The sequence below is a fragment of the Winogradskyella sp. A3E31 genome, from assembly GCF_046720935.1.
Classification (GTDB): domain Bacteria; phylum Bacteroidota; class Bacteroidia; order Flavobacteriales; family Flavobacteriaceae; genus Winogradskyella.
Map to the genome: position 1 here is coordinate 88,418 of NZ_JBHNWH010000006.1, position 22,392 is coordinate 110,809.

Below are 22,392 nucleotides of genomic sequence, written 5' to 3' on the forward strand. Positions count from 1 at the left end.
ACAAAGTCGGAATCATCAAAATTCAGAAATAATGAACGAAAGAACGAAGTTCTGAGAGTGAGTGGTGCTTTAGCAATTTCCTAATTTTGATCGTGATTTTTTGGTTCGTTTTATATTAAGACAAAATGAACAAATAGAAACAAACAAATTAAAAAGATTCCTGCCTACGTAGGAAATGAACATGAACATTTTAGATAAAATAGTAGCTGATAAACGCAAAGAAGTTGATTTACGTCAATCGCTAATTCCCATAAAACAATTAGAGAGTTCCGTTTTGTTTGGAAGGCAAACCAATTCTCTCGTAAATAATTTGAGAGCAAGCCAATCAGGTATTATTGCTGAACATAAGAGACGATCACCTTCAAAAGCAGTTATTAATCAGAGTTTAAATGTGCAAGATGTTGCTTCGGGTTATGAAAGTGCTGGTGTATGTGGTATGTCCGTATTAACAGATAGCAAATATTTTGGAGGGTCTTTAGATGATTTAATTTTAGCAAGAGCCAGTTGTCAATTGCCTCTTTTAAGGAAAGAATTCATCATCAATGAGTATCAAATTCTTGAAGCAAAATCTTATGGAGCAGATGTTATTTTATTGATTGCAGCAATTTTATCAAGAGATGAAATAAAGCAATTTTCAGAATTGGCTAAACAACTTCAAATGGATGTGCTTTTAGAAGTTCATAATGAAGAAGAATTAAACAAATCTCTGATGCCATCACTAGATATGTTAGGGGTTAACAATAGAAATTTAAAAACATTTTCAGTGAGTCTTGATACTTCAAAAGAGTTAAGTAAAAAGATTCCTGATGAATTTGTAAAGGTGTCTGAGAGTGGCATCAGCTCGGTTGAAGCCATAAAAGAATTACAACCTTATGGATATAAAGGTTTTTTGATTGGTGAAAATTTTATGAAGACTGATAATCCAGGTAAGAGTGCTCAAGATTTTATTAAGACTTTAGAAATATGAAGTTAAAAGTCTGCGGAATGAAATATAATACAGCTGAGGTTGCACAATTGCAGCCCGACTACCTTGGCTTTATATTTTATGAAAAGTCTTCACGTCATTTTGAAGGAGAAATGCCTACTCTACCAGATTCGATTAAAAAAGTTGGTGTTTTTGTAGATGAACAAATAGAATCTATTGTCAACCATATTGAAAGATACCGATTAGATGCTGTGCAACTTCATGGACATGAAACACCAGAATATTGTCGCATATTGAAAGCAACGAACAAAGAAATCATAAAAGTATTTTCAATAAAAGATAATTTTGACTTTACTGTATTGAGTGACTATGAAGATGTCTGTGATTACTTTTTGTTTGACACAAAGGGAAAATTACCTGGAGGAAATGGGTACAAATTCAACTGGGAGATCTTAAAAGATTATCCTTCAACTAAGCCGTACTTTTTAAGTGGAGGCATTGGGTTGAACGAAGTTGACAACGTTCTGTCATTCCTGCGTAAGCAGGAATCTAAATATTGTTACGCCTTAGATGTTAACAGTAAATTTGAAACAGAACCAGGATTAAAAAATATAGAAGCATTAGAAAAGTTTAAACAAACACTGTCATTCCACACGTGATGCGGAATCCACATTAATACAGAAACAAGTAGATTCCTGTCTGCGCTTCGAGTATCCTCAGCGACCAAGCAGGAATGACAAAAGATTATGAAAGAAACATACAACATCAACGAAAAAGGCTACTACGGCGAATTTGGTGGAGCATTTATACCAGAAATGCTCTACCCCAATGTTGAAGAATTACGACAGAATTATCTAAAAGTTATGGCAGAACCCTCTTTCCAAGAAGAGTTTCATCAACTGCTAAAGGATTATGTTGGTCGCCCTTCCCCGTTATATTACGCTAAACGTCTTTCAGAAAAATACAACACAAAAGTCTATTTAAAGCGAGAAGATCTCAATCATACAGGTGCGCATAAAGTCAACAATACCATTGGGCAAATTCTAATGGCTAAGCGATTAGGCAAAAACAGAATTATTGCCGAGACTGGAGCTGGGCAACATGGTGTGGCTACTGCAACTGTCTGCGCTTTAATGGGAATTGAGTGTATTGTTTATATGGGCGAAATTGATATTGCTCGACAGGCACCAAACGTTGCGCGAATGAAAATGCTAGGTGCTAAAGTTGTACCGGCATTATCTGGTAGCAGAACACTCAAGGATGCCACAAATGAAGCCATTAGAGATTGGATTAATAACCCTGTGGACACGCATTACATTATTGGTTCTGCTATTGGACCTCACCCCTATCCTGATATGGTGACACGATTTCAAGCTATTATTTCAGAGGAAATCGAATGGCAACTCAAAGAAAAAGAAGGTCGTAACTACCCTGATTATGTTGTAGCATGTATCGGTGGTGGTAGTAATGCTGCTGGAACGTATTACCAATTTCTTGATAATGAAAAAGTAGGTATTATTGCTGTAGAAGCAGCAGGAAAAGGAATCAATTCTGGTGAAAGTGCTGCAACGTCCGTTCTTGGCAAAGAAGGCATTATACATGGTTGCAAAACCTTATTAATGCAAACTAAAGATGGACAAATTACTGAGCCATATTCTATTTCTGCTGGATTAGACTATCCCGGAGTTGGCCCACTACATTCGCATTTATATAAAACTGGGCGCGGTGAATTCTACTCAGCAACTGACGATGAAGCGATGACAGCGGGATTGGAATTGGCACAACTGGAGGGTATTATTCCTGCCATTGAAACAAGCCATGCTTTGGCCATTTTTGAACATAAAACTTTTGAACCAAGCGATGTTGTCGTCATCAGTCTATCGGGGCGTGGTGATAAGGATTTACAGAATTATATTGATTATTTCGGGCTTTAGGCCGAATGCTGAACTTGATTCTGTATCTAACAAAAAAGAAGATTAATTAATAAGTTTCTGAAATAAATTCAGGGTGACGAAACCAAAGACATGAATAGAATTAACCAAAAACTAAAAGAAGACAAAAAGCTTTTGTCCATATATTTTACAGCAGGATTTCCTCAGCTTAATGATACTGTATCTATCATTGAAGATTTAGAAAAAAACGGAGTGGATATGATTGAAATTGGCCTACCATTTAGTGACCCACTTGCTGATGGGCCAACAATACAAGAAAGTTCTACCAAAGCTCTTAAAAATGGTATGACGAGCGAAATACTTTTTAATCAATTGAAAGACATTCGAAAAACTGTTTCAATTCCATTAATTATTATGGGATATTTTAACCCTATTTTACAATACGGAGTTGAAGACTTTTGCAAAAAGTGTCAAAGCATTGGTATTGATGGATTAATTATACCAGACTTACCAGTGGATGTATATCATTCCGAGTACAAGACTATTTTTGAAAGTTATGGCCTTATCAATGTCTTTTTAATCACACCTCAAACATCTGATGAGCGTATTCATTATATCGATTCTATTTCAAATGGGTTTATTTATATGGTCAGTTCTGCCAGTACAACGGGAGCTAAGACTGGTTTTGGTAATGAACAAACTAATTATTTTAAACGTATTTCTGATATGAATTTGAAAAATCCTCAAGTAATCGGGTTTGGAATTTCAAACGAAGAAACGTTCAATCAGGCAACAAAATACGGTAAGGGTGCTATAATTGGAAGTGCTTTTATTAAGCATCTCTCAGCTAAAGGCACTGAAACCATAGATAAATTTGTTAAAACAATACTTGGTTAGATGAAAAGTTTTCTAATTATTTCGTCTCCGGCGTCGTTGCCCTGAATTTTTACTCTTACTTTTTCCGCGAGGATTAGAATTTCGGCGTCCACCTTGACCTTGTTTTATAGGTTCTGTTGAAGCATTAGGATCTGGTTCAAATCCTTCAAGAATTTTTATCTCAATTTTTTGATCGATTAATTTTTCGATATCCCTTAAAAACGTAGTTTCATCAGCACTCACTAAGGATATCGCTTCACCAGAAGCCCCTGCTCTACCAGTCCTACCTATTCTATGTACATAATCTTCAGAAATATTAGGCAATTCAAAATTGATAACATGTGGTAAAAGGGGAATGTCCAAACCACGAGCAGCAATATCCGTAGCGACTAAAACCCTTATTCTTCCTTTTTTGAATCCATCTAAAGCTTTTGTCCTTGCACCTTGGCTTTTGTTACCGTGTATAGCCGCCGCCGTAATACCTGCACTGATCATTTTTTTAGTTAAGCGATTGGCCCCATGTTTCGTTCGGGTAAACACCAAAACTTGTTTCCAATTACCTTCAGCAATAAGCTTAATAATAAGATCCGTTTTTTTTGCTTTAGCAACACGATATACTGTTTGATTTATAACCTCAACAGCTGTATTCTCTGGTGTTGCTTCAACTTGTACAGGATTGTTTAGAATTGAATAGGCTAACTTCTTGATGTCTTTTGAGAATGTAGCAGAAAACATCAGATTCTGACGCTTTTTGGGCATCAGTTTCATGATGCGTTCAATATCACGTAAAAAACCCATATCGAGCATTCGGTCAGCTTCGTCTAAAATTAAAACCTCAACACGCTTTAAGGACAACGCTCCCTGACTTTCTAGGTCGAGTAACCGTCCTGGTGTAGCAATTAATATATCAACGCCCCTTCTGATTGTCGCCACTTGAGGTTTCTGATTTACTCCACCAAAAATCACCGTACTTCGTATATTTAAAAATTCACTATAGTCTTTAACATTAGCGTGAACCTGAGCTGCAAGTTCTCGTGTAGGTGTTAAAATAAGTGCTCTAATTGGCCTGAATTTTTCTTTAGGGTTTTCAGAAAGATAATGCAATAGTGGTAACGTAAAACCTGCTGTTTTACCAGTCCCTGTTTGTGCTGAAGCTAACACATCTTTTCCTTCTAAAATTGGGGGAATGGCTTTTGCCTGAATTGGTGACGGTTCTTCATACCCTTTTTTACTTATAGCGCGCAATATAGGTTCTGACAAACCCAATGATTTAAATGACATACATCTTTTTTAGTTAAGATGACTATTGTCTTTTAATTATCACCTTGTTTATGCCGCAAAGTTACGGCTTAATTACACATTACATTAATGATTATAGACTAATTCTACGCATCTCACCTCATTATGTAAAGGTATAGTTGCAAAAAGGGCTCATTTAAGAATTATTAACAAGCTAACGCTAGATTTTATATAGATTTTGTGAATGATTTACACTACTTTTCATTAGTTTATAAGGAATCTTAAAATTTAAACGACTATGGGAGTTACAGAAGATAAAAGAAAATTTAAACGAACTAAAGAACAGAAAAATCCGACAAATTTAACGGGAAATGTTAATCAAAACACCAATGAATTTGATATCGATGAGAAAACAATTAAAGATCAACAAAACAAAAAGTAAGTTGATCTAAATTAAACAAAAAAAGACCAGCAATTGCTGGTCTTTTTTATTGGATTAATTACAACTTCTACCAAGGAGAAGCTAAATATGGAAATGATGTCAAGAATTCTTTATCATTGGCATCAACATTATCATCTGATAATCCTGGAAACTCAGTCCCGTCTTCACCACCAAAAATTAATAGTAGCTCAACAGATATAACATCATCCGCTAAAGTTCTTCCTGTTAAAACATTTACACCATCAAAAAATGTGGTTGTACCAGTTTTAGCAACTGTTAATACATCTGTAGCTAATACAGTACTAAACGTTGCAGCATCCAAACCAAGAGCATTGGTGTCTTCTGGTCCGTTAAACGCTGGGCTTAATGCCATTAAATTATTCTGAAACATTTGCTGAAATGCTGCTCCTTGCTCTGAAGGAACTGTGACATTAAATGCATCTTTACTCCCTGAGGATACAAATACCGTATTTACAGCTGGTCTAGCCATTTGGTCTTCTTGCACCCATGTGTTACCACTAAAAGGATCAGAATTACCTCTTGCTGAGAAGTTAGCCTCAGTTGCGTTTGTTTCGTATGCTTCGTCTTTGTTACAATTGAGAAATAGCGAAGCAATCACAGCCATTCCCAAAATATATTTTATAGTTTTCATAATATCTCGTATTTATTTTATTATTGTTTTCTTTTAGTTTCTACCCATACATTTATGTCACCATCAGAGTCACCTAACATATCTTTAGGAACCTCAACCACTACAGACAATACATTTGTACCTGCAAAAGTATCTACACCTTCTTCTCTAAAAGATGTAGCATCGCCAGCTAAAATAGCTGTGTACTGTGCAAAATCAAAAAAGAAAGGGTCATCTCTTGGTCCTGCAAAAAAGCTCATGCCGTCTGCATTCTCAATTATTGCTTCGTCACCATACTTTGTAATAATTACAGAGTTTACATCGGTTCCATTTGCTGGATTGTAAGTCGTTACAGTTCCTGTTTGGTCAGGGACAATTGGCCCTCTAAAAAACATTCTGTTTCCTCTTGGAGCAGCTTGGATGACTAAATCCTCAATAGCATCACCATCGGTATCGATATTGAACTCAATCAAAACATCTTGATCAAAATGGGCACTATTGGTACTCTTAGGGCTCAATAAGCCTTGCACATTGGCAACAAACACTAAGTTTTCTGGGTTTTCAGCCTGAAAGGCATAAAGATCTGTGATATCACTTCTAGTCCCAGTGACAGCCGGAGCGTCAATGTGATCCGCAGCAATAACAAAAAGGGTGGCCACTACAAAAGCGCCAACCAATACGTAATTTTTTAAATTTTTCATTGGATTTAATTTTAATTAATATTTACATTCACAAATACTTACGCAATTATGGGAGGGGCAGTTTCGGTATTTTGAATAAAATCATTGAATTAGTTCATATTTTCTATGAAATGCATATTAAATCGATGTAATCCTTAATATTTCATTATATATTTTGTGGATAATGAATTTTATATACGTTTTGAATATACTCAGTTGTCCATTGAACGGATTTAGAAAAGGAAATTCTGATAGGCTTTTAAGGGGTCTTTAAAAGAGTTATCTGATTTTTTTGACATACAGGAAATAAGGTCGGTTAGATTACAAACTAAATCATTAGATAAATTCACGGTATTGCATCACCCTAAAATCAAACGTGTTGAATTCTGGGTTTTTAGATTTCATCTTTTTATAAAGTGGTAATCGACTTATTGAAATATTTGCCGCGCCAGAGCCAGATGTTATTGAAACGGTTTTTATGGTTCTTGGATATCCTGAATCGGGTTTCGAGAGCCTCAACCCTCGTTCAGAATGACAAAGTGTGAATTCATGAATCCTTGGCACTTCATTATTCACCAGTTTGAGTTTTAGATTGTATTCCTTCAAATGTCTTCTAAAAAAGTATTCTGGGCCATTTTTACTATTTCCACCCGTAAATAAAATGGTATCTATACTTGGGTGTTGTTTTAGGTAGCCAACAACATCCCTGAGTTTAATGTTTTTCATACCTAAATCCGAAGCATCTATCTTTTCACGCTCGGCACTTTCAACAATATCACAAACTCCTATTTTATGTTCTATTAAAAACTGTTTTCGTTCCTCAATAGCTTCTTGGGAATTATCGTAGCGCAAATTGAGATTATGAATCTTGTCAATAAACAACCAAAGTGAATTGTAATAACTACCATAACAAAAATCCACATCTTTTTCTAATAGATCTCCTGTTGAAAATCTTGGAGGTGGCAGAGTACCAACAATTAATTTTTTAGTGTCATTATGTATAAATGGCTCGTAAGGATGCTTGTGTAGAAACATAAATCTTGAAATATTCTCTACAATTTAGTATATTCTAAAACAAAAGTTTAAATCATGGGAAAAGGAGATAAAAAAACAAAACGTGGTAAAATACACAGAGGCACTTTTGGAGTAAGACGCCCGCGCATAAAAAAGCGTGTGCGTACTGAAGACAAAATCAATGTCAATAAAAAGGCAAAAAGCTAAACCACTAGCGCGTAAACACTAAATCTTTATCCGAAGATAACTCTTCGCTAAAGCCGTAGTTTTCGTAATTAAAACCTTTTAAATCTTCAAGGGTTTTGGCATCAGTGTCAATGATGTACCGTGTCATAAAACCTCTTGCTAGTTTTGCATAGGTCATTATGGTTTTGTATTCCCCATTTTTAAAATCTTTGAAATTTGCAGTAATAACCGGCACTTTAAGTGCTTTGGTATCTATAGCCTTAAAGTATTCGTTACTCGCTAAATTCAAGAATATTTCATCGTCTTCCAATTCTTCATTTAAAGCTAGTGTCACTTTCTTTTTCCAAAACTCATAGAGATTTTTGTTTTTACCAACCGGCATTTTTGTACCCATTTCCAAACGATATGGCTGAATTAAATCCAAGGGTTTTAAAATTCCATATAGTCCGGAAATAATTCTAACAGTGTCTTGTACCTTATCTAGTCTCTTTGTGTCAATTGAATACGCATCTATACCTCTATAAACATCACCACTAAATGCATATAATGCTTGCCTTGCATTGTCTTTTGTAAAGGGCAATTCCCATTCTTGATTGCGTTCATAATTCAATTGCCCGAGATTGTCCGAAATCTTCATAAGCTTTGATAAGCTTTTTGCAGATTTCTTCTTCAGTAATTTATTTAGACGTTCTGCTTCAGCCAAAAAACAACTCTCTGTGGATTTAGTTGTTGGTAATTGACTTTCAAAATCCAAGGACTTTGCTGGGGATAAAACTAACTTCATAACTCGCTTCTTTTTACACTCAAATTTACGACGAAGAAGCTAAATTCCTAAACAAGTGCAGCAATAATTATTTATGCTACTATAGATTTTCTTGATGCTTTGCGTAGTGTCTCCATTTTTCGATACACTGAGACATGTCCTCAGGTATTTCTGAAGTAAAATTCATAAACTCTCCCGTTGTTGGGTGTTCAAAACCTAATGTTTTAGCATGTAGTGCCTGGCGCGGCAAAACCTTGAAACAATTATCTACAAACTGCTTGTATTTAGAAAAAGTCGTCCCTTTTAAAATGCGTTCGCCACCGTAACGCTCATCATTGAACAAAGTGTGCCCAATGTGTTTCATGTGGACTCTAATTTGATGCGTCCGTCCGGTTTCGAGCTTACAACTTAATAAAGTGACATACCCCAAACGTTCAATAATCTTATAATGGGTTACCGCAGGTTTTCCTTTGTAGGCATCATCACCTTCAAATACCGTATTTTGTAATCTGTTTTTGGGATGGCGACCAATATTTCCTTCAACCGTACCTTCTTCGTGTTCAACATTACCCCAAACCAAAGCGACATATTCTCGTTTTGAGGTTTTCTCCGCAAACTGATTCGACAAGTGATTCATGGCATGTTCTGTTTTAGCCACCACGAGTAAACCGCTGGTATCTTTATCAATTCGATGTACTAAGCCAGGCCTATTGCTTGAATTATTTGGCAGGTTTTCAAAATGAAAAATCAACCCGTTGATTAAGGTTCCAGAATAATTACCATGACCCGGATGTACTACCATTCCTGCAGGTTTGTTGACAACTAAGAGATCATCATCTTCATAAACGACATCAATATCAATATCCTCACCAACAAGTAGATGTTCATGTGGTGGATGTTCAAATTTTACAGAAATAACATCATGAGGTTTAACCTTGTAATTGGATTTTACTGGACTATCGTTAACATAGATACTACCATCTTTAGCTGCTACCTGTATTTTATTTCGAGTAGCATTCTCAATAAAATTCATGAGGTATTTATCAATACGAAGTGGCTGCTGCCCCTTTTCTACCTTAAAAGCATAGTGCTCATAAAGATCTTCATCCTCATTATCGAAATCGGGCTGCGCTTTCATATTAATTAGAAGAAGGTCTGTTTCCGTTTCCTAATACTAAGTCTATTTTAGACGTCAACGGCAGCATATCTCCTTCAGAAAGTTTCTTTCCATCGTGAGACATAGACAATACTATATCCTTGCCAATATTATCGACGTAGGTGGTTTTACCAACTTCAAACTGAAGTGCCTCTAGTGTTGGTTTCGCTTGTCTAAATGTTCTATTTACAATATTAGGTACAGCTACTTTTCTATAACCTGACGGGTTTAATGTTAAATAAATTTTTCGGTTTTCCTTGACTTGTGCACCTGCAACAGGGTCTTGTTCTATAACAGAATATTTTGGGTAATCGGGATTATAGTTTGCAGAATCTTGTATTTCCATAACCAAATCACGGTCCTTTAGCTCAATCTGCACAGTATTTAAAGATTTTCCCTTAAGGTCGGGAACAACTTTGAATTCTCCCTTGTTGGTAGTAATATCTAGCCATTTTAACGCAAAAAAACAAAAGACTAAAACGGCAACAATCGCAAGACCAAGCTGCTTTAAAAAGACTTTACTGGTCAAAAATTTTACAAAACTCATAAATTAAAATAGGTAAAGGACAAAACTAATCATTTTAACGTATATAATTATTAATACGTATGTGCATTATAAGTACGTTGATAATTTATAAATCGATGTTATTTCAAAAATAAAATAAATGATACATTTACATTATCGGTTTTTTCTTGATTTATGAAAAAAAATATTGCAATACTAATGGGTGGTTATTCTAGCGAATACCAAATTTCACTTAAAAGTGGAGCTGTTGTTTATAATATGTTAGATAGGTCTAAATACAATCCTTATTCTATTCATATTTTTAAAGATAAATGGGTTTATGTTGATGAAAGTGGAAATGAATATCCCATAAACAAAGACAACTTTACCACTGTTATTGATGGTCAGCCTATTTCCTTTGACTGTGTTTTTAATGCCATACACGGTTCCCCAGGCGAAGATGGTTATATGCAAGCCTATTTTAACCTTTTGAATATTCCCATAACTGGTTGCTCTATGTATCAAGCAGCACTAACTTTTAATAAGCGTGACTTGTTAGCTACATTAAAACCCTTTGGCATTAAAACTGCTGAAAGTTTTTACCTCAATCTGGGAGAGGTTATCGACGAAGAAGCTATTATTACAAAAGTAGGCTTGCCATGTTTTGTAAAAGCAAATAGAGCTGGTAGCAGTTATGGCATTTCTAAAGTCTATAAAAAAGAAGATTTAAAAACGGCAATTGATATCTCATTTAAAGAAGATACACAGATAATTATTGAAGAATTTTTAGATGGTACAGAAGTCTCTGTTGGTGTTATTTCGTATAAGGGGGAAGTCATAGTGCTACCGATAACAGAGATCGTTTCTGAAAATGATTTTTTTGATTACGAGGCAAAGTATTTAGGACAATCACAAGAAATTACCCCTGCCAGAATTTCAAAAGATTACGAAAATAAAGTCAAAGCTCAAGCTAAAAAAATATATGAAACATTGGGTCTCACTGGGTTTTCTCGAAGTGAATTTATTTTTAAAAATGACGAACCTCATTTGCTAGAAATAAATACCGTACCTGGGTTAACCAAGGAAAGTATTCTACCCCAACAAGCTGCCAAAGCGGGCATTAGCCTTGTCGATTTGTTCTCAAATGGTATTGAAGAGGCTTTGAAAAATAATTAGTTATCTTTGACTTACAAATCTTAACCTATTAATTATGAACACCTTCCAATTCTTGAAATCGGTATTAATATTTACTTTGATTGGAGTAACTTCTTGTGCTGAAACTAGTAGTGAAAGTGCAGAGTACATAAATGACCCTAAAGTAGATGATATTTATTTTATTGAACAGGCTCATGGCGAATTTACACTCATGAAAATTATTAATATTGAAAATGATTCTATTGAATTCAAAATGAATAAATATAACATATCATTAAATCGAGAAATTGATGCCACTTATAGCGCATTAAAGTATCGCAAAACTAAATATTTGGATGAAGCAGACAACTGGGAAGATGTGACTGTAAGTTTCGAGAAATCGCAATTAAAAAAACAATATTTAGATAAAATAATTTATGAAATTAAAAGGATATAAATGAAACGCGCACTCTTTCCTGGTTCCTTTGATCCAATAACATTAGGCCACTACGACATTATTAAACGCGGAGTAAAGTTGTTTGATGAAGTTATTATTGCCATTGGTGTTAACGCCGATAAAAAGTATATGTTTTCTATTGATGAACGGCGGCGTTTTATTGAAGAAGCGTTTAAAGACCAACCGAAAGTAAAAGTAATGACTTACGAAGGTTTAACTATAGATTTCTGTGAAGAAGTGGATGCTAAATTTATCCTTAGAGGATTGCGAAATCCTGCAGACTTTGAGTTTGAAAAAGCCATTGCGCATACCAATAGAAAATTATCTAAAATTGAAACGGTCTTTCTCCTAACAGCTGCAAAAACCTCTTATATTTCTTCTTCAATTGTAAGGGACGTAATACGAAATGGTGGTGATTATTCTGTTTTAGTTCCCAAGAGCGTTGAGGTTAATCCCTAAAAACAAAAAAAGCACCAAACTCAGTCCTTAGGATCAAAGATCAATGCTTTTTAATGAAATTGATTAATAGCATTATAAATATAACATGTAGATATTTGCATTATGTTTTTTTTCGACAAATTGCAAGTAAAAAAGACAAAGTGTAACAACAAGGTTTAAATCAAACTTAACCAATTCATTTTCATTAGGTTTCATTTTAAATTTAATTAAATATAATGTGAGGAAACTTAGCTGTTATTGATTCAATTTTTGACAGTAGTTGCTTTTGAAATTTTACATTTTCCAAACCCTCAACCTTACTCGATCTATGAGAAAGTCCTTTTTGAATGGCATCAATTTCTTTCATGGTAGGCAATGTATCTTCTGTAACCCAACAATCAACAAATCGCTCCCAAATATAATCTATAGCCTGTTTTGAAGGATGAACCATATCGTCCTTGTAGAAGCGATAGTCCCTCAGTTCGTCCATCATAATTTCATAAGATGGAAAATAATACAACTGATGCCTAATGTCAACAACCTGATGTATAGCCGAAACTAAATGCGACTTGCTCAATGTATTTTCTACAAAACCATCTTTTATATGCCTAATTGGTGATACCGTAAAAATAAAACTCAATTTAGAGTTAATAGCCCTAACCAAACTTACTATAGCCTGGAGTGAGGCCTTTATTTCATCCACCGAAAGAAGTTCTTTTAAAAATTCCTTTTGTGGCACTTTGTGGCAATTCGCCACAATGGCATCATTAGCAATATGTCTATAAACCCAACTAGTTCCTAAAGTTATAATAACATGAGTCGCATCTTGAAGTTGCTCCAAAGTTTGATCTAATGCTGAATTTAATTTTAACACCAAATCTGAAGGTTCAGTAGTATTCATTCTAGAATGTGCATCATAACATACATAATGCTCATTCACAGCTTGCACTTCTGAAGTTTCGTAATAGTCGCTATTGATTGCCCGCGTAATAAGACTTTCAATGGCTAAGGGATGAAATAGAATACCAAACGGATTTACAGCACTTTTAAACTTAAAATAGTCAAACTTCTCACCTACATTTTCAGCAAAACAAGAACCCAATAAAACAACGTTTGAATTATAATCGATTTGATTATACTTTTCTTTCTCTATTGGTATTTTGGTTTGAAGTTTCACCTAAAAATTAATTCAAGTATGATTTTGCCTGCTCTAAAGCCTTCGAAATTCCATCAGGATTTTTACCTCCTGCAGTCGCATAAAAAGGTTGTCCACCACCACCACCTTGGATGAACTTACCAAGTTCTCTGACAATAGTGCCAGCATTAAGCCCTTTACTAGCTACAACATCCTTAGAAATGTAACAAGATAGCATAGCTTTACCATTTTGTTCGGTCCCAAATAGTAAAAACACATTTTCGAACTGACTCCCTAATTCAAAAGATAAATCTTTAATACCAGACATATCCAAATCAACTTTTTTGGCTAAGAAGTTAACACCGTTGATATCTTCTAATTCACCAACAAGATCACCTTTTAAATTTTTAGCTTTATCCTTTAATAAAGAATCAACCTGCTTTTTTAATTCGGCATTTTCTTCCTGTAAACTTTGTAATGCTTTTACCGGCTCTTGAGCATTCAGTAGGTCTTTCATTTCAAAATAGGCGCGGTTATTTTCAAAATAAAAATCCTTGACTGCATCACTGGTAATGGCTTCAATACGTCTTACCCCTGAAGCAACTGCACCTTCAGACACAATCTTAAAATGCCATAAATCAGCAGTATTATCAACATGTGTTCCGCCACAAAGCTCCATGGATTGACCAAACTTCACCGCTCTTACAGTATCACCATATTTTTCACCAAACAATGCTAATGCTCCTTTATCTAATGCCTCTTGGATCGGGATATTCCTAAATTCCTCTAGCGGTAATTTACCTTCAATACGTGCATTGACAAAATCTTCAACGTCTCTGAGTTCTTCTCTGGTTAATTTTGAAAAATGAGAAAAATCGAATCGTAAATATTTTGAATGTACTGCAGATCCTTTTTGCTCAACATGGGTACCTAACACCTCTCTAAGTGCCTGATGTAATAAGTGTGTTGCCGTATGGTTACACTCTGTTCTGCGACGTTGTTTAGCATCTACAACCGCCCTAAAAGTTTCATTAAGATGTTCTGGAAGCTCCTTTGCAAAGTGAATAATAACATTACTCTCTTTTTTAGTGTCTAGTATATAAACAACATTTCCGTGTCTGTCTTCCAAATAGCCTTTATCACCAACTTGCCCACCACCTTCTGCATAGAACGGAGTGAGATTAAAAACAAGTTGATATAATTCTCCATCTTTTTTTGAAGTCACCTTCCGGTATCGGGTAATTTTAACATCAGCCGATAACGCATCATAACCAATAAATTCTTCAACTTCATCCTCTTTTAGGACTGTCCAGTCATCAGATTTTAATGCCGATGCCTGCTTACCTCTTTCTTGTTGTTCTTTAAGCTTTTGTTTGAAGTCCTCTTTGTTGTATGTAAATCCCTTTTCACGAAGAATTAATTCAGTTAAATCTTCAGGAAAACCATATGTATCTTTTAATTCAAACACCTTGTCACCAGAAATTTCTTTTGACTTAACGTCAGAAATCATCTTATCTAATAATAACAGACCCTGATCCAAGGTTCTTAAAAATGATGTTTCCTCTTCCTTAATAACATTTTCAATGAGTTGTTTTTGTGATTTCAGTTCAGGGAATGCTTTGCCCATTTTCTTTACCAAAACATCAACCAATCGATAAATAAACGGCTCTTTCTTATCTAAAAATGTAAATCCATAACGAACGGCACGTCTTAAAATACGGCGTATTACATAACCAGCGCCATTATTACTAGGCAGTTGTCCATCGGCGATTGAAAAAGCAACCGCCCTAACATGATCCGAAATTACTCGAATTGCAACATCCGACTTTTCATCCTTACCATAATCTGTATTGGTAATCGTTTCAATTTCTCTAATTAATGGAGTAAAAACATCCGTATCATAATTAGATTGAACCCCTTGCAAGACCATACATAGACGCTCAAACCCCATACCCGTATCTATATGTTTTGCTGGTAAGTTCTCTAAGGTTCCATCAGCCTTACGATTGTATTGCATAAAGACCAAATTCCAGATTTCTACTACTTGAGGGTGGTCTTCATTAACTAATGATTTTCCATCTACTTTTTTCTTATCTGCTTCAGGTCTAATATCAACATGGATTTCGCTACAAGGTCCACAAGGCCCTTGATCTCCCATCTCCCAGAAATTATCCTTTTTATTACCCATTAAAATCCGATCCTCAGGCACAATAGCTTTCCAAAAGTCGTAGGCTTCTTGGTCCATAGGTGTATTATCCTCTTTGTCACCTTCAAATACGGTAACGTAAAGAATATTCTTATCAATGTTATAAACTTCGGTCAATAATTCCCAAGCCCAAGCAATAGCTTCTTTTTTAAAATAACCACCTACGCCATTTTGGCTTTGGCCGTCAGGGTCACCAAAACTCCAGTTCCCCAGCATTTCAAATAAGGTATGGTGATACGTATCATAGCCGACTTCTTCCAAATCATTATGCTTACCAGAGACCCGCAAACACTTTTGGGAATCCGTTAGCCGATTACTTTTTGGTGTACTGTTCCCTAAAAAATACTCTTTAAAAGGTGCCATGCCCGAGTTCACAAACATCAAGGTAGGGTCATCTTTCAACACCATTGGAGCAGAAGGCACAATAGTATGTTGTTTGCTTTCGAAAAAACTTAAAAATTTATCGCGTATTTCTTGAGACTTCATATTGCGTAATAAAAGCTAATTTTTATAATTTCTATTTATTGCAAAACAATTTTTATCTTTGATAGCTTTGCAAGTAAAAAATAAGCACAAATAGTGCTATTTAGCAGCAAAAATAGTATAAATAACTATATGGGTAAGGTAAAATATTATTATGATTCTGAAACGCTATCCTATAGAAAGATAGAGCGAAAGAAACGTACCACTTTTAAATATGCTGTTGTCTTTCTTTTAGCGGCTGCCCTATTTGCTTTCTTTTTTGTCATTATTGCGAGTAACTTTTTTGAATCCCCAAAAGAACGTCAACTCGTTAGGGAAAATGAGAATTTAAAGTTTCAGTATGAGTTGTTAGACAAACGTATGGAAGACGCATTAGCAGCACTTGAAAATGTAGAGGAGCGAGACAATGCTATTTATCGTCTGTATTTTGAAGCAAATCCAATACCTGAAGAGCAACGAAGAGCAGGTTTTGGTGGTGTAAACCGTTATAAAAAATACGAAGGTTATGACAATTCCAAACTCATTGCAGAGACTAACAAAAAGTTAGACATCATAGAAAAGGCCATAGTTGTACAATCAAAATCTTTGGATGAAATAAAGATACTCGCCGAAGATAAAGAACAATTTTTAGAGGCTATTCCCGCCATTCAACCTGTCAATAACGAAAACTTAACCCGTATGGCTTCTGGGTATGGGTATAGAACAGACCCTTTTACTAAAGTAAGGAAGTTTCATTATGGGATGGATTTTACAGCCCCTCGTGGTACTCCAATTTATGCCACAGGTGATGGTATTGTAAAACGCGCTGATAACAGCTCGACAGGATACGGAAAACACATTAGGATAGATCATGGTTATGGTTATGTGTCTTTATATGCGCACCTATACAAATACAATGTAAGGGTCAATCAACGTGTAAAGCGCGGTGATTTAATAGGTTTTGTAGGTAGTACAGGCCGTTCGGAAGCTCCCCACTTACACTATGAAATTTTTAAGGACGAAGAACGTATTAATCCAATAAACTTCTACTATGGCAATTTATCGGCTAAAGAGTTTAATGAGTTATTGGAAAAAGCATCTTTAGAAAACCAATCTCTCGATTAATATGCACGTAGACTTACCTGAAAAACGTTATTACGGTATTGGTGAAGTTGCCAAGGCATTTAAAGTAAATACATCATTGATTCGCTTTTGGGAAAAGGAATTTGATGTTTTAAAACCAAAGAAGAATGCCAAAGGCAATCGAAAATTCACTCCTGAGGATATAAAAAACCTGAAGTTTATTTACCATTTGGTCAAAGAACGTGGGTTTACCTTAGACGGTGCTAAGACTCATCTTAAAGAAGAAAAAAAACAAGCCTTAAGTACTTTTGAAATCATAGAAAAGTTAGAAAACATCAAGGCGCAACTCATTAAAATCAAAAAAGAACTTTAAACTTAGAACTTATGAAAAAGTGGATTATACCAATTGCACTTGTTGTCATCGTCATTTTTTGGGGATTCAACGTCAATAATACTGCTGTTGAATTAGAAGAAAGTGTTACCAAGGAATGGGGTAATGTTGAAAGTAGTTACCAAAGACGAAATGACTTAATAGGTAACTTGGTTAAAACGGTACAAGGAGCGGCTGATTTTGAAAAAAGCACACTCGAAGCTGTGATTAATGCAAGAGCTAAAGCGACTTCAATAAATATTGATCCAAACAATATTACTCCAGAACAATTAGCACAATTTAATGAAGTACAAGGTGGTCTTACTGGAGCTTTAAAGAGTTTATTAGTTACCGTTGAACGCTATCCAGAATAAAGGCTAATCAGAATTTTTTAGAGCTACAGAGTCAATTAGAAGGCACTGAAAACCGAATCAATATAGCAAGAGACCGGTATAACGAGGCTGTAGAGCCTTATAATTCTTACGTTCGTAAAATGCCAACAAAGCTTGTTGCAGGATTCCTAGGTTTTGATGAAAAAGCATATTATAAAGCTGAAGCAGGTAGTGAAAATGCTCCTGATGTTGAATTTGATTTCAACTAGACCATGTCAGCCCTTGAAGACTTTTTAACCGCCAAAGAAGAACAGAATATTGTTGAAGCCATTCGAAAGGCTGAAAAAAACACCTCTGGTGAAATACGTGTACATATCGAATCTACCTGTGAGGGTAATACCTTAGAGCATGCTATGGAAGTCTTTCATGTCTTAAAAATGGACAATACCAGAGACCAAAATGGAGTCTTAATTTATGTTGCTGTAAATAAACGAGAATTTGTAATCTATGGCGACAAAGGTATTAATGACATCGTCGGTGAAACCTTTTGGAATTCTACAAGGGATGTAATTGCTTCACATTTTAAAAAAGGACATTTTGCAAACGGTTTAATCGAGGGTATTGAAAATGCTGGGGAAGCACTCTCCAAACATTTCCCTTGGACACATGACGATATTGATGAATTAGATAATTCTATTTCTAAAGGCTAATGTTAAGACTTAAGCACATTGTATTTCAAGTTGTATTCTTGGTTTGTATTTCGAGTGTGTTTACAAGTTATGGGCAATATGAAATTCCCCCAAAACCAGAGGAACAAACCAGTATTTACGATTATATAAATTTACTTTCTACTTCTGAAAAGAAAAATCTGGAAGATAAACTCGTAAGATATTCAGACACAACTTCTACCCAAATTGTTGTCGCCATTATTAACTCTACCGAAGGAGAGTACATTAACTATCTCGGGGCACAATGGGCAGAACAATGGGGTATCGGACAGGCCAAAGAAGATAATGGCATCTTTGTTTTATTAGCTTATGAAGATCGAAAGATCGGTATCAATACAGGTAAAGGTATTGAAGGCTATTTAACGGATGCCTTAAGCAGACGTATTATTGAAAGAGACATCATCCCTTATTTTAAGCGTAACGACTACTATGGTGGTCTTAATCGTGGGACGGATGCCATTTTTGAAGTCCTTACTGGTGCGTATCAAGGCACGCGACAACATAATTCTAATTCCGATTTTCCTGTAGCCGTCTTTTTTATACTCTTTATTTTCTTCATAATTATAATCATTGCCATCTCTAAAAATCGTCGTGGTGGTGGAAATAGTGGAGGTTCTAATGGTGGAGGCACAAGCTTATTAGATGCTATTATTTTAAGCAATATGGGGCGCGGCAGTTACTCTAAAGGGTCTTCTTCAGGTGGGTTTGGTGGTTTTGGAGGCAGCTCTGGCGGAGGATTTGGTGGTGGTTTCGGCGGAGGTAGCTTTGGCGGCGGTGGAGCTTCAGGCGGTTGGTGATTTAAATGTTTAAAAAATAGTAGACTTCTTACTTCTTACTTCTTACTTCTTACTAATCAAAAAAGATAAAATTACCATCACCCGTATTTCCTTTTGGTCCTAGACTATTGAATTTCCAACTAAAACTTAACATAAAATAGCGTTGTAATACCGTACTTTGTGAATCTTGAATGTAATCAGCCGTAGCCGTTCGTCTCGCATTGGTATTCTGGTTCAACAAATCATAAGCCTTTAAGGTTAATGTGGCTTTATCTTTTAAGAAAGAATACGCCAAGGTAGAGTTCCAAAACCATGCACTTTTCTGAAAGCCTGTAGCAATATTTGGATTGTAATTAAAATTAATGTCATTCCGCCATTCAAAATGCTTTGGCATAAAGGTAGCTGTTCTAAGTCTTAGATTGTGCTGTACAAAATTTTGCTCGTTAAACTGATCTAAGTCGAACGTTGTTTTAGTAAAGGATAAATTATACGTCGGAGCAAATTCTAATACATCCTTCCACTCTAAGGTAATGCCCACACTTGGGCCAATATTCACATTGTTTGAAGCATACTTCACGTCATTATTGAAATTAATATTCTGAGAAGTTGAAAAATTACCACCGACTCTGTATTTTAATGAACGAAGGGAATCTAATTTTATGGTTTTTCTGAATGAGCCACTACCGCTGATTCTATAATTACCGTTGACATTTTCATAGGTCGTATTTCTAACAAAATTATTGTCAACAGTCGTCTTTGCCACCACTTGATTATTAGTCACATTTACATTGATGTTAGAAAAGAACCCAGAGCGTTTTTGCCAATCGAAATTATTATAACCTCCATATAACCTAAATTCATTAGATGGTTCTAAATTAGGATTACCCGTAACGATGTTTAATGGATTAGATACATCTTGAAACGCTTGTAATTGTCTTAATTGCGGTGGTATATTAGACAAACCGTAACCTGTGTAGATGGATGATTTGTCACTAAAGCGATAATTCAGGTTTCCACTAAATTCAAAAGCCTCAAATCGACGTTTTAAATCAGACTCCGGACGCACTTCATCACCATTTTCATCCAACAAATTATCCTCATTTTCTAACGTCCTAAACACATAGCCAACCTCTAAACTCAACCTCAACTTATCTTTACGATAGGTTAAGTCTAAACTAGGGGTTGCTCTTCTGTTTTTATATACAAAATCAGAACTTAAATCCGTATTGAATTGATCATACTGAAGTGTAGCATCGTTAAAATCAAATGTAGAATTGACATTTGTTCGTTTATCAGCTAAATAGTTAAACTTTGTATCTAAAAATAATTCTTTTGCTATTAAAGGAATACGATACGTTGTACTTACTCGAAGACTATTAAAGTCCTCTTCATCATCCGTAAACTGGTCCCTTATAATATCATCCTCATTAGGGTCACTAATTAAAGTCTCCGAACGTTGAAAATTTTCACCATCCGTAGTATTTATTTCTGTTTCTAACGCAAATTTTAGAAAAGCACCATTATTACCAAAGCGCTTTGTAATATCAAAATCATTTGAAAAATTTCTTACATTCGATTCTGAAAAGGCATCGTAAGTAGATTGATTTATTAAATCCCTATTGTCATCTAGAGACTCTTCAAATCGGTCTGTTTTTCTTGTAGAATTCCCGTAATTAAATGAAGGTCTTACACTTATCAGAAAGGTGGAATCGACTTCAATATCAAAATCAGCATTAAAACGATGATTACTATTATCAGTAGTTTCTCTGGAATTAGAATTTGTAAAGAATCGTGAATCTGGTAAAATATTTTCACGCTCGGTCTTACTTTCATTTTCAGAACTACTGTTAGAATAGAAATAATCTGAAGCCACATCAAACCCTTTGGAAATAACATCGGCATAATTGGCTCCTGCATTAGTGGACGTGATAATTCCCTGTCCACTACCACCAAAAGAGCGGCCATTAACGGAAAATGCCCCTGAGCTATTTACTGACATTGAGGTAATGTTCCCAAACATTTTCTGTATCTCCCCAAAACTAAATCCCGGTGAGTTGATGTTATTCCCCCCTGCAAGCACTGAAAATCGTCGATCGTTATCAAAAATATTAACTAAGCCGGCATATTCATAACGTTTATCTGTACCCGCGCCACCTGAAAGCCGTCCAAAAACACCTTTATTATTCTCTTCTTTTATTGTTAAATTAATGGTCTTGTTTTCATCATCTCCCTTTTCACCAGAGAAAGCTTCGGACTTTGTTTTGGTATCGGTGACCTGCACCTTTTCAATAAGTTCTTTAGTTAAGTTTCGGGTTGTAATTGTTGGGTCATTTCCAAAAAACGGTTTACCATTCACCAAAATTTTATTAACGCTTTTACCATTGACCGTAATATTGCCTTCGGCATCTACTTCAACACCTGGCAGTTGCTTTAGTAAGTCTTCAACATTGGCATCTTTCTTAGTCTTAAATGACTTTACATTAAATTCTAGAGTGTCTTTTTTAATGGTAATTGGCGCTCTTGATTTTATAACAACCTCATCTAAGGCATTGTTATCTACTTTAAGTGTAATTTGATTCAGTTTAATTTCCTCAGCGTTAATAGGAATTACCTTTTTATACGTCTGGTAGCCTACGTAAGACACATAAAGGGTTAAGGCATCGTCATAAGTTTTATCTTGAAGTTGGAATTTTCCTTCATTATCCGAAATGGTGTAAGTGACTAAGCTGCTATCTTGAGCGCGTTCTAAATAAACCGTTGCTGACTCTAAAGGCTGTTTTGTATCCTCTGCCACGAGAGTTCCATAAATCTGAAATGATTTTTGCTGTGCAAATGAAAACAGTGATAATAACAGGACGTTAATGAAAAGTAATTTTCTCATTGATATTGATTGATGATTGGTGGTTCAAACCTAAAACTATTTATATAGTTAAACAACTATTCTTTTAGTTTAGGATAATTT

23 protein-coding genes and 1 pseudogene are annotated in these 22,392 nt (G+C 35.3%); 14 read left to right on the forward strand and 10 right to left on the reverse strand.

Annotation, left to right across the window (positions count from 1 at the left end; genetic code table 11):
* Positions 1–181 precede the first annotated feature (181 nt).
* From trpC to trpA, 4 genes are all read left to right on the forward strand, one after another.
* The gene (trpC, locus tag ACFEMA_RS08830) at positions 182–967 is read left to right on the forward strand and encodes an indole-3-glycerol phosphate synthase TrpC (RefSeq protein WP_411767779.1); all 786 of its coding nucleotides are present in this window, start codon (positions 182–184) and stop codon (positions 965–967) included.
* Entirely contained in the window at positions 964–1,584 is a 621-nt protein-coding gene (locus ACFEMA_RS08835; protein WP_411767780.1) for a phosphoribosylanthranilate isomerase, read from the forward strand. Before trpC ends, ACFEMA_RS08835 begins: the two co-directional genes overlap by 4 nt.
* 87 nt (positions 1,585–1,671) lie before the next feature.
* Entirely contained in the window at positions 1,672–2,859 is a 1,188-nt protein-coding gene (gene trpB / locus ACFEMA_RS08840; RefSeq protein WP_411767781.1) for a tryptophan synthase subunit beta, read from the forward strand.
* A 90-nt stretch (positions 2,860–2,949) separates the two neighbouring features.
* Positions 2,950–3,714 (forward strand): tryptophan synthase subunit alpha, encoded by a 765-nt coding sequence (trpA, locus tag ACFEMA_RS08845; protein ID WP_411767782.1) that lies wholly within the window; start codon positions 2,950–2,952, stop codon positions 3,712–3,714.
* Between the two features lie 12 nt (positions 3,715–3,726).
* Here trpA and ACFEMA_RS08850 read toward each other — a convergent pair whose 3' ends face one another.
* Positions 3,727–4,974, reverse strand: coding sequence for a DEAD/DEAH box helicase (locus ACFEMA_RS08850; RefSeq protein ID WP_411767783.1), 1,248 nt, complete (start codon positions 4,972–4,974; stop codon positions 3,727–3,729).
* Positions 4,975–5,230: 256 nt separating this feature from the next.
* On the opposite strand from ACFEMA_RS08850, the gene ACFEMA_RS08855 reads away from it, so the two are divergent.
* Positions 5,231–5,374, forward strand: coding sequence for a hypothetical protein (locus ACFEMA_RS08855; protein WP_411767784.1), 144 nt, complete (start codon positions 5,231–5,233; stop codon positions 5,372–5,374).
* 67 nt (positions 5,375–5,441) lie between these two features.
* Here ACFEMA_RS08855 and ACFEMA_RS08860 read toward each other — a convergent pair whose 3' ends face one another.
* From ACFEMA_RS08860 to ACFEMA_RS08870, 3 genes are all read right to left on the reverse strand, one after another.
* Entirely contained in the window at positions 5,442–6,026 is a 585-nt protein-coding gene (locus ACFEMA_RS08860) for a DUF4331 family protein (protein WP_411767785.1), read from the reverse strand.
* Between the two features lie 20 nt (positions 6,027–6,046).
* On the reverse strand, positions 6,047–6,706 hold the full coding sequence (locus tag ACFEMA_RS08865; protein WP_411767786.1) for a DUF4331 family protein: 660 nt from the start codon (positions 6,704–6,706) through the stop codon (positions 6,047–6,049).
* A 315-nt stretch (positions 6,707–7,021) separates the two neighbouring features.
* Positions 7,022–7,720, reverse strand: a complete 699-nt coding sequence (locus ACFEMA_RS08870; RefSeq protein ID WP_411767787.1) for a uracil-DNA glycosylase family protein — start codon at positions 7,718–7,720, stop codon at positions 7,022–7,024.
* A gap of 54 nt (positions 7,721–7,774) precedes the next feature.
* Between ACFEMA_RS08870 and ACFEMA_RS08875 the strand changes: the two genes are divergently transcribed.
* The gene (locus ACFEMA_RS08875) at positions 7,775–7,906 is read left to right on the forward strand and encodes a 30S ribosomal protein THX (RefSeq protein WP_411767788.1); all 132 of its coding nucleotides are present in this window, start codon (positions 7,775–7,777) and stop codon (positions 7,904–7,906) included.
* A gap of 4 nt (positions 7,907–7,910) precedes the next feature.
* Here ACFEMA_RS08875 and yaaA read toward each other — a convergent pair whose 3' ends face one another.
* The 3 genes from yaaA to ACFEMA_RS08890 all read right to left on the reverse strand — a co-directional run bounded on the left by yaaA (position 7,911) and on the right by ACFEMA_RS08890 (position 10,351).
* Positions 7,911–8,669 carry a peroxide stress protein YaaA gene (gene yaaA / locus ACFEMA_RS08880; protein ID WP_411767789.1) on the reverse strand — a complete coding sequence of 253 codons (759 nt, stop codon included), beginning with the start codon at positions 8,667–8,669 and terminating at the stop codon, positions 7,911–7,913.
* Positions 8,670–8,748: 79 nt separating this feature from the next.
* Entirely contained in the window at positions 8,749–9,786 is a 1,038-nt protein-coding gene (locus tag ACFEMA_RS08885) for an RluA family pseudouridine synthase (RefSeq protein ID WP_411767790.1), read from the reverse strand.
* 1 nt (position 9,787) lies between these two features.
* A complete protein-coding gene (locus ACFEMA_RS08890; protein WP_411767791.1) occupies positions 9,788–10,351 on the reverse strand; it encodes a PASTA domain-containing protein in 564 nt (187 codons plus the stop codon).
* Positions 10,352–10,504: 153 nt separating this feature from the next.
* On the opposite strand from ACFEMA_RS08890, the gene ACFEMA_RS08895 reads away from it, so the two are divergent.
* The 3 genes from ACFEMA_RS08895 to coaD are packed head-to-tail and all read left to right on the forward strand — an operon-like array spanning position 10,505 to position 12,359.
* Positions 10,505–11,485: a D-alanine--D-alanine ligase gene (locus ACFEMA_RS08895; RefSeq protein WP_411767792.1), complete on the forward strand. Its 981-nt coding sequence runs from the start codon at positions 10,505–10,507 to the stop codon at positions 11,483–11,485.
* A gap of 34 nt (positions 11,486–11,519) precedes the next feature.
* Positions 11,520–11,900 (forward strand): hypothetical protein, encoded by a 381-nt coding sequence (locus tag ACFEMA_RS08900; protein WP_411767793.1) that lies wholly within the window; start codon positions 11,520–11,522, stop codon positions 11,898–11,900.
* Positions 11,901–12,359, forward strand: coding sequence for a pantetheine-phosphate adenylyltransferase (gene coaD / locus ACFEMA_RS08905; RefSeq protein WP_411767794.1), 459 nt, complete (start codon positions 11,901–11,903; stop codon positions 12,357–12,359).
* 202 nt (positions 12,360–12,561) lie between these two features.
* On the opposite strand, the gene ACFEMA_RS08910 is transcribed toward coaD, so the two are convergent.
* Together ACFEMA_RS08910 and alaS are read right to left on the reverse strand one after the other, a co-directional pair.
* Entirely contained in the window at positions 12,562–13,515 is a 954-nt protein-coding gene (locus ACFEMA_RS08910) for a GSCFA domain-containing protein (protein ID WP_411767795.1), read from the reverse strand.
* Positions 13,516–13,522: 7 nt separating this feature from the next.
* Positions 13,523–16,165: an alanine--tRNA ligase gene (gene alaS, locus ACFEMA_RS08915; RefSeq protein WP_411767796.1), complete on the reverse strand. Its 2,643-nt coding sequence runs from the start codon at positions 16,163–16,165 to the stop codon at positions 13,523–13,525.
* Between the two features lie 129 nt (positions 16,166–16,294).
* On the opposite strand from alaS, the gene ACFEMA_RS08920 reads away from it, so the two are divergent.
* From ACFEMA_RS08920 to ACFEMA_RS08940, 5 genes and pseudogenes are all read left to right on the forward strand, one after another.
* A complete protein-coding gene (locus ACFEMA_RS08920; RefSeq protein WP_411767797.1) occupies positions 16,295–17,266 on the forward strand; it encodes a M23 family metallopeptidase in 972 nt (323 codons plus the stop codon).
* Position 17,267: 1 nt separating this feature from the next.
* Positions 17,268–17,597: a MerR family transcriptional regulator gene (locus ACFEMA_RS08925; protein ID WP_411767798.1), complete on the forward strand. Its 330-nt coding sequence runs from the start codon at positions 17,268–17,270 to the stop codon at positions 17,595–17,597.
* An 11-nt stretch (positions 17,598–17,608) separates the two neighbouring features.
* Positions 17,609–18,195 (forward strand): annotated as a pseudogene (locus ACFEMA_RS08930) (LemA family protein).
* A gap of 3 nt (positions 18,196–18,198) precedes the next feature.
* Positions 18,199–18,636 carry a TPM domain-containing protein gene (locus ACFEMA_RS08935; RefSeq protein WP_411767799.1) on the forward strand — a complete coding sequence of 146 codons (438 nt, stop codon included), beginning with the start codon at positions 18,199–18,201 and terminating at the stop codon, positions 18,634–18,636.
* Complete coding sequence (locus tag ACFEMA_RS08940; protein WP_411767800.1) at positions 18,636–19,451, forward strand: TPM domain-containing protein; 816 nt, start codon at positions 18,636–18,638, stop codon at positions 19,449–19,451. The genes ACFEMA_RS08935 and ACFEMA_RS08940 overlap by 1 nt, the downstream gene beginning before the upstream one ends.
* Before the next feature lie 52 nt (positions 19,452–19,503).
* On the opposite strand, the gene ACFEMA_RS08945 is transcribed toward ACFEMA_RS08940, so the two are convergent.
* Complete coding sequence (locus ACFEMA_RS08945; protein WP_411767801.1) at positions 19,504–22,311, reverse strand: outer membrane beta-barrel protein; 2,808 nt, start codon at positions 22,309–22,311, stop codon at positions 19,504–19,506.
* Positions 22,312–22,392 lie beyond the last annotated feature (81 nt).

Coding starts and splice junctions, on each gene's coding strand:
- trpC (WP_411767779.1), top strand. CDS start 182: ATGAACATTTTAGATAAAATAGTAGCTGATAAACGCAAAGAAGTTGAT.
- ACFEMA_RS08835 (WP_411767780.1), top strand. CDS start 964: ATGAAGTTAAAAGTCTGCGGAATGAAATATAATACAGCTGAGGTTGCA.
- trpB (WP_411767781.1), top strand. CDS start 1,672: ATGAAAGAAACATACAACATCAACGAAAAAGGCTACTACGGCGAATTT.
- trpA (WP_411767782.1), top strand. CDS start 2,950: ATGAATAGAATTAACCAAAAACTAAAAGAAGACAAAAAGCTTTTGTCC.
- ACFEMA_RS08850 (WP_411767783.1), bottom strand. CDS start 4,974: ATGTCATTTAAATCATTGGGTTTGTCAGAACCTATATTGCGCGCTATA.
- ACFEMA_RS08855 (WP_411767784.1), top strand. CDS start 5,231: ATGGGAGTTACAGAAGATAAAAGAAAATTTAAACGAACTAAAGAACAG.
- ACFEMA_RS08860 (WP_411767785.1), bottom strand. CDS start 6,026: ATGAAAACTATAAAATATATTTTGGGAATGGCTGTGATTGCTTCGCTA.
- ACFEMA_RS08865 (WP_411767786.1), bottom strand. CDS start 6,706: ATGAAAAATTTAAAAAATTACGTATTGGTTGGCGCTTTTGTAGTGGCC.
- ACFEMA_RS08870 (WP_411767787.1), bottom strand. CDS start 7,720: ATGTTTCTACACAAGCATCCTTACGAGCCATTTATACATAATGACACT.
- ACFEMA_RS08875 (WP_411767788.1), top strand. CDS start 7,775: ATGGGAAAAGGAGATAAAAAAACAAAACGTGGTAAAATACACAGAGGC.
- yaaA (WP_411767789.1), bottom strand. CDS start 8,669: ATGAAGTTAGTTTTATCCCCAGCAAAGTCCTTGGATTTTGAAAGTCAA.
- ACFEMA_RS08885 (WP_411767790.1), bottom strand. CDS start 9,786: ATGAAAGCGCAGCCCGATTTCGATAATGAGGATGAAGATCTTTATGAG.
- ACFEMA_RS08890 (WP_411767791.1), bottom strand. CDS start 10,351: ATGAGTTTTGTAAAATTTTTGACCAGTAAAGTCTTTTTAAAGCAGCTT.
- ACFEMA_RS08895 (WP_411767792.1), top strand. CDS start 10,505: ATGAAAAAAAATATTGCAATACTAATGGGTGGTTATTCTAGCGAATAC.
- ACFEMA_RS08900 (WP_411767793.1), top strand. CDS start 11,520: ATGAACACCTTCCAATTCTTGAAATCGGTATTAATATTTACTTTGATT.
- coaD (WP_411767794.1), top strand. CDS start 11,901: ATGAAACGCGCACTCTTTCCTGGTTCCTTTGATCCAATAACATTAGGC.
- alaS (WP_411767796.1), bottom strand. CDS start 16,165: ATGAAGTCTCAAGAAATACGCGATAAATTTTTAAGTTTTTTCGAAAGC.
- ACFEMA_RS08920 (WP_411767797.1), top strand. CDS start 16,295: ATGGGTAAGGTAAAATATTATTATGATTCTGAAACGCTATCCTATAGA.
- ACFEMA_RS08925 (WP_411767798.1), top strand. CDS start 17,268: ATGCACGTAGACTTACCTGAAAAACGTTATTACGGTATTGGTGAAGTT.
- ACFEMA_RS08935 (WP_411767799.1), top strand. CDS start 18,199: ATGTCAGCCCTTGAAGACTTTTTAACCGCCAAAGAAGAACAGAATATT.
- ACFEMA_RS08940 (WP_411767800.1), top strand. CDS start 18,636: ATGTTAAGACTTAAGCACATTGTATTTCAAGTTGTATTCTTGGTTTGT.
- ACFEMA_RS08945 (WP_411767801.1), bottom strand. CDS start 22,311: ATGAGAAAATTACTTTTCATTAACGTCCTGTTATTATCACTGTTTTCA.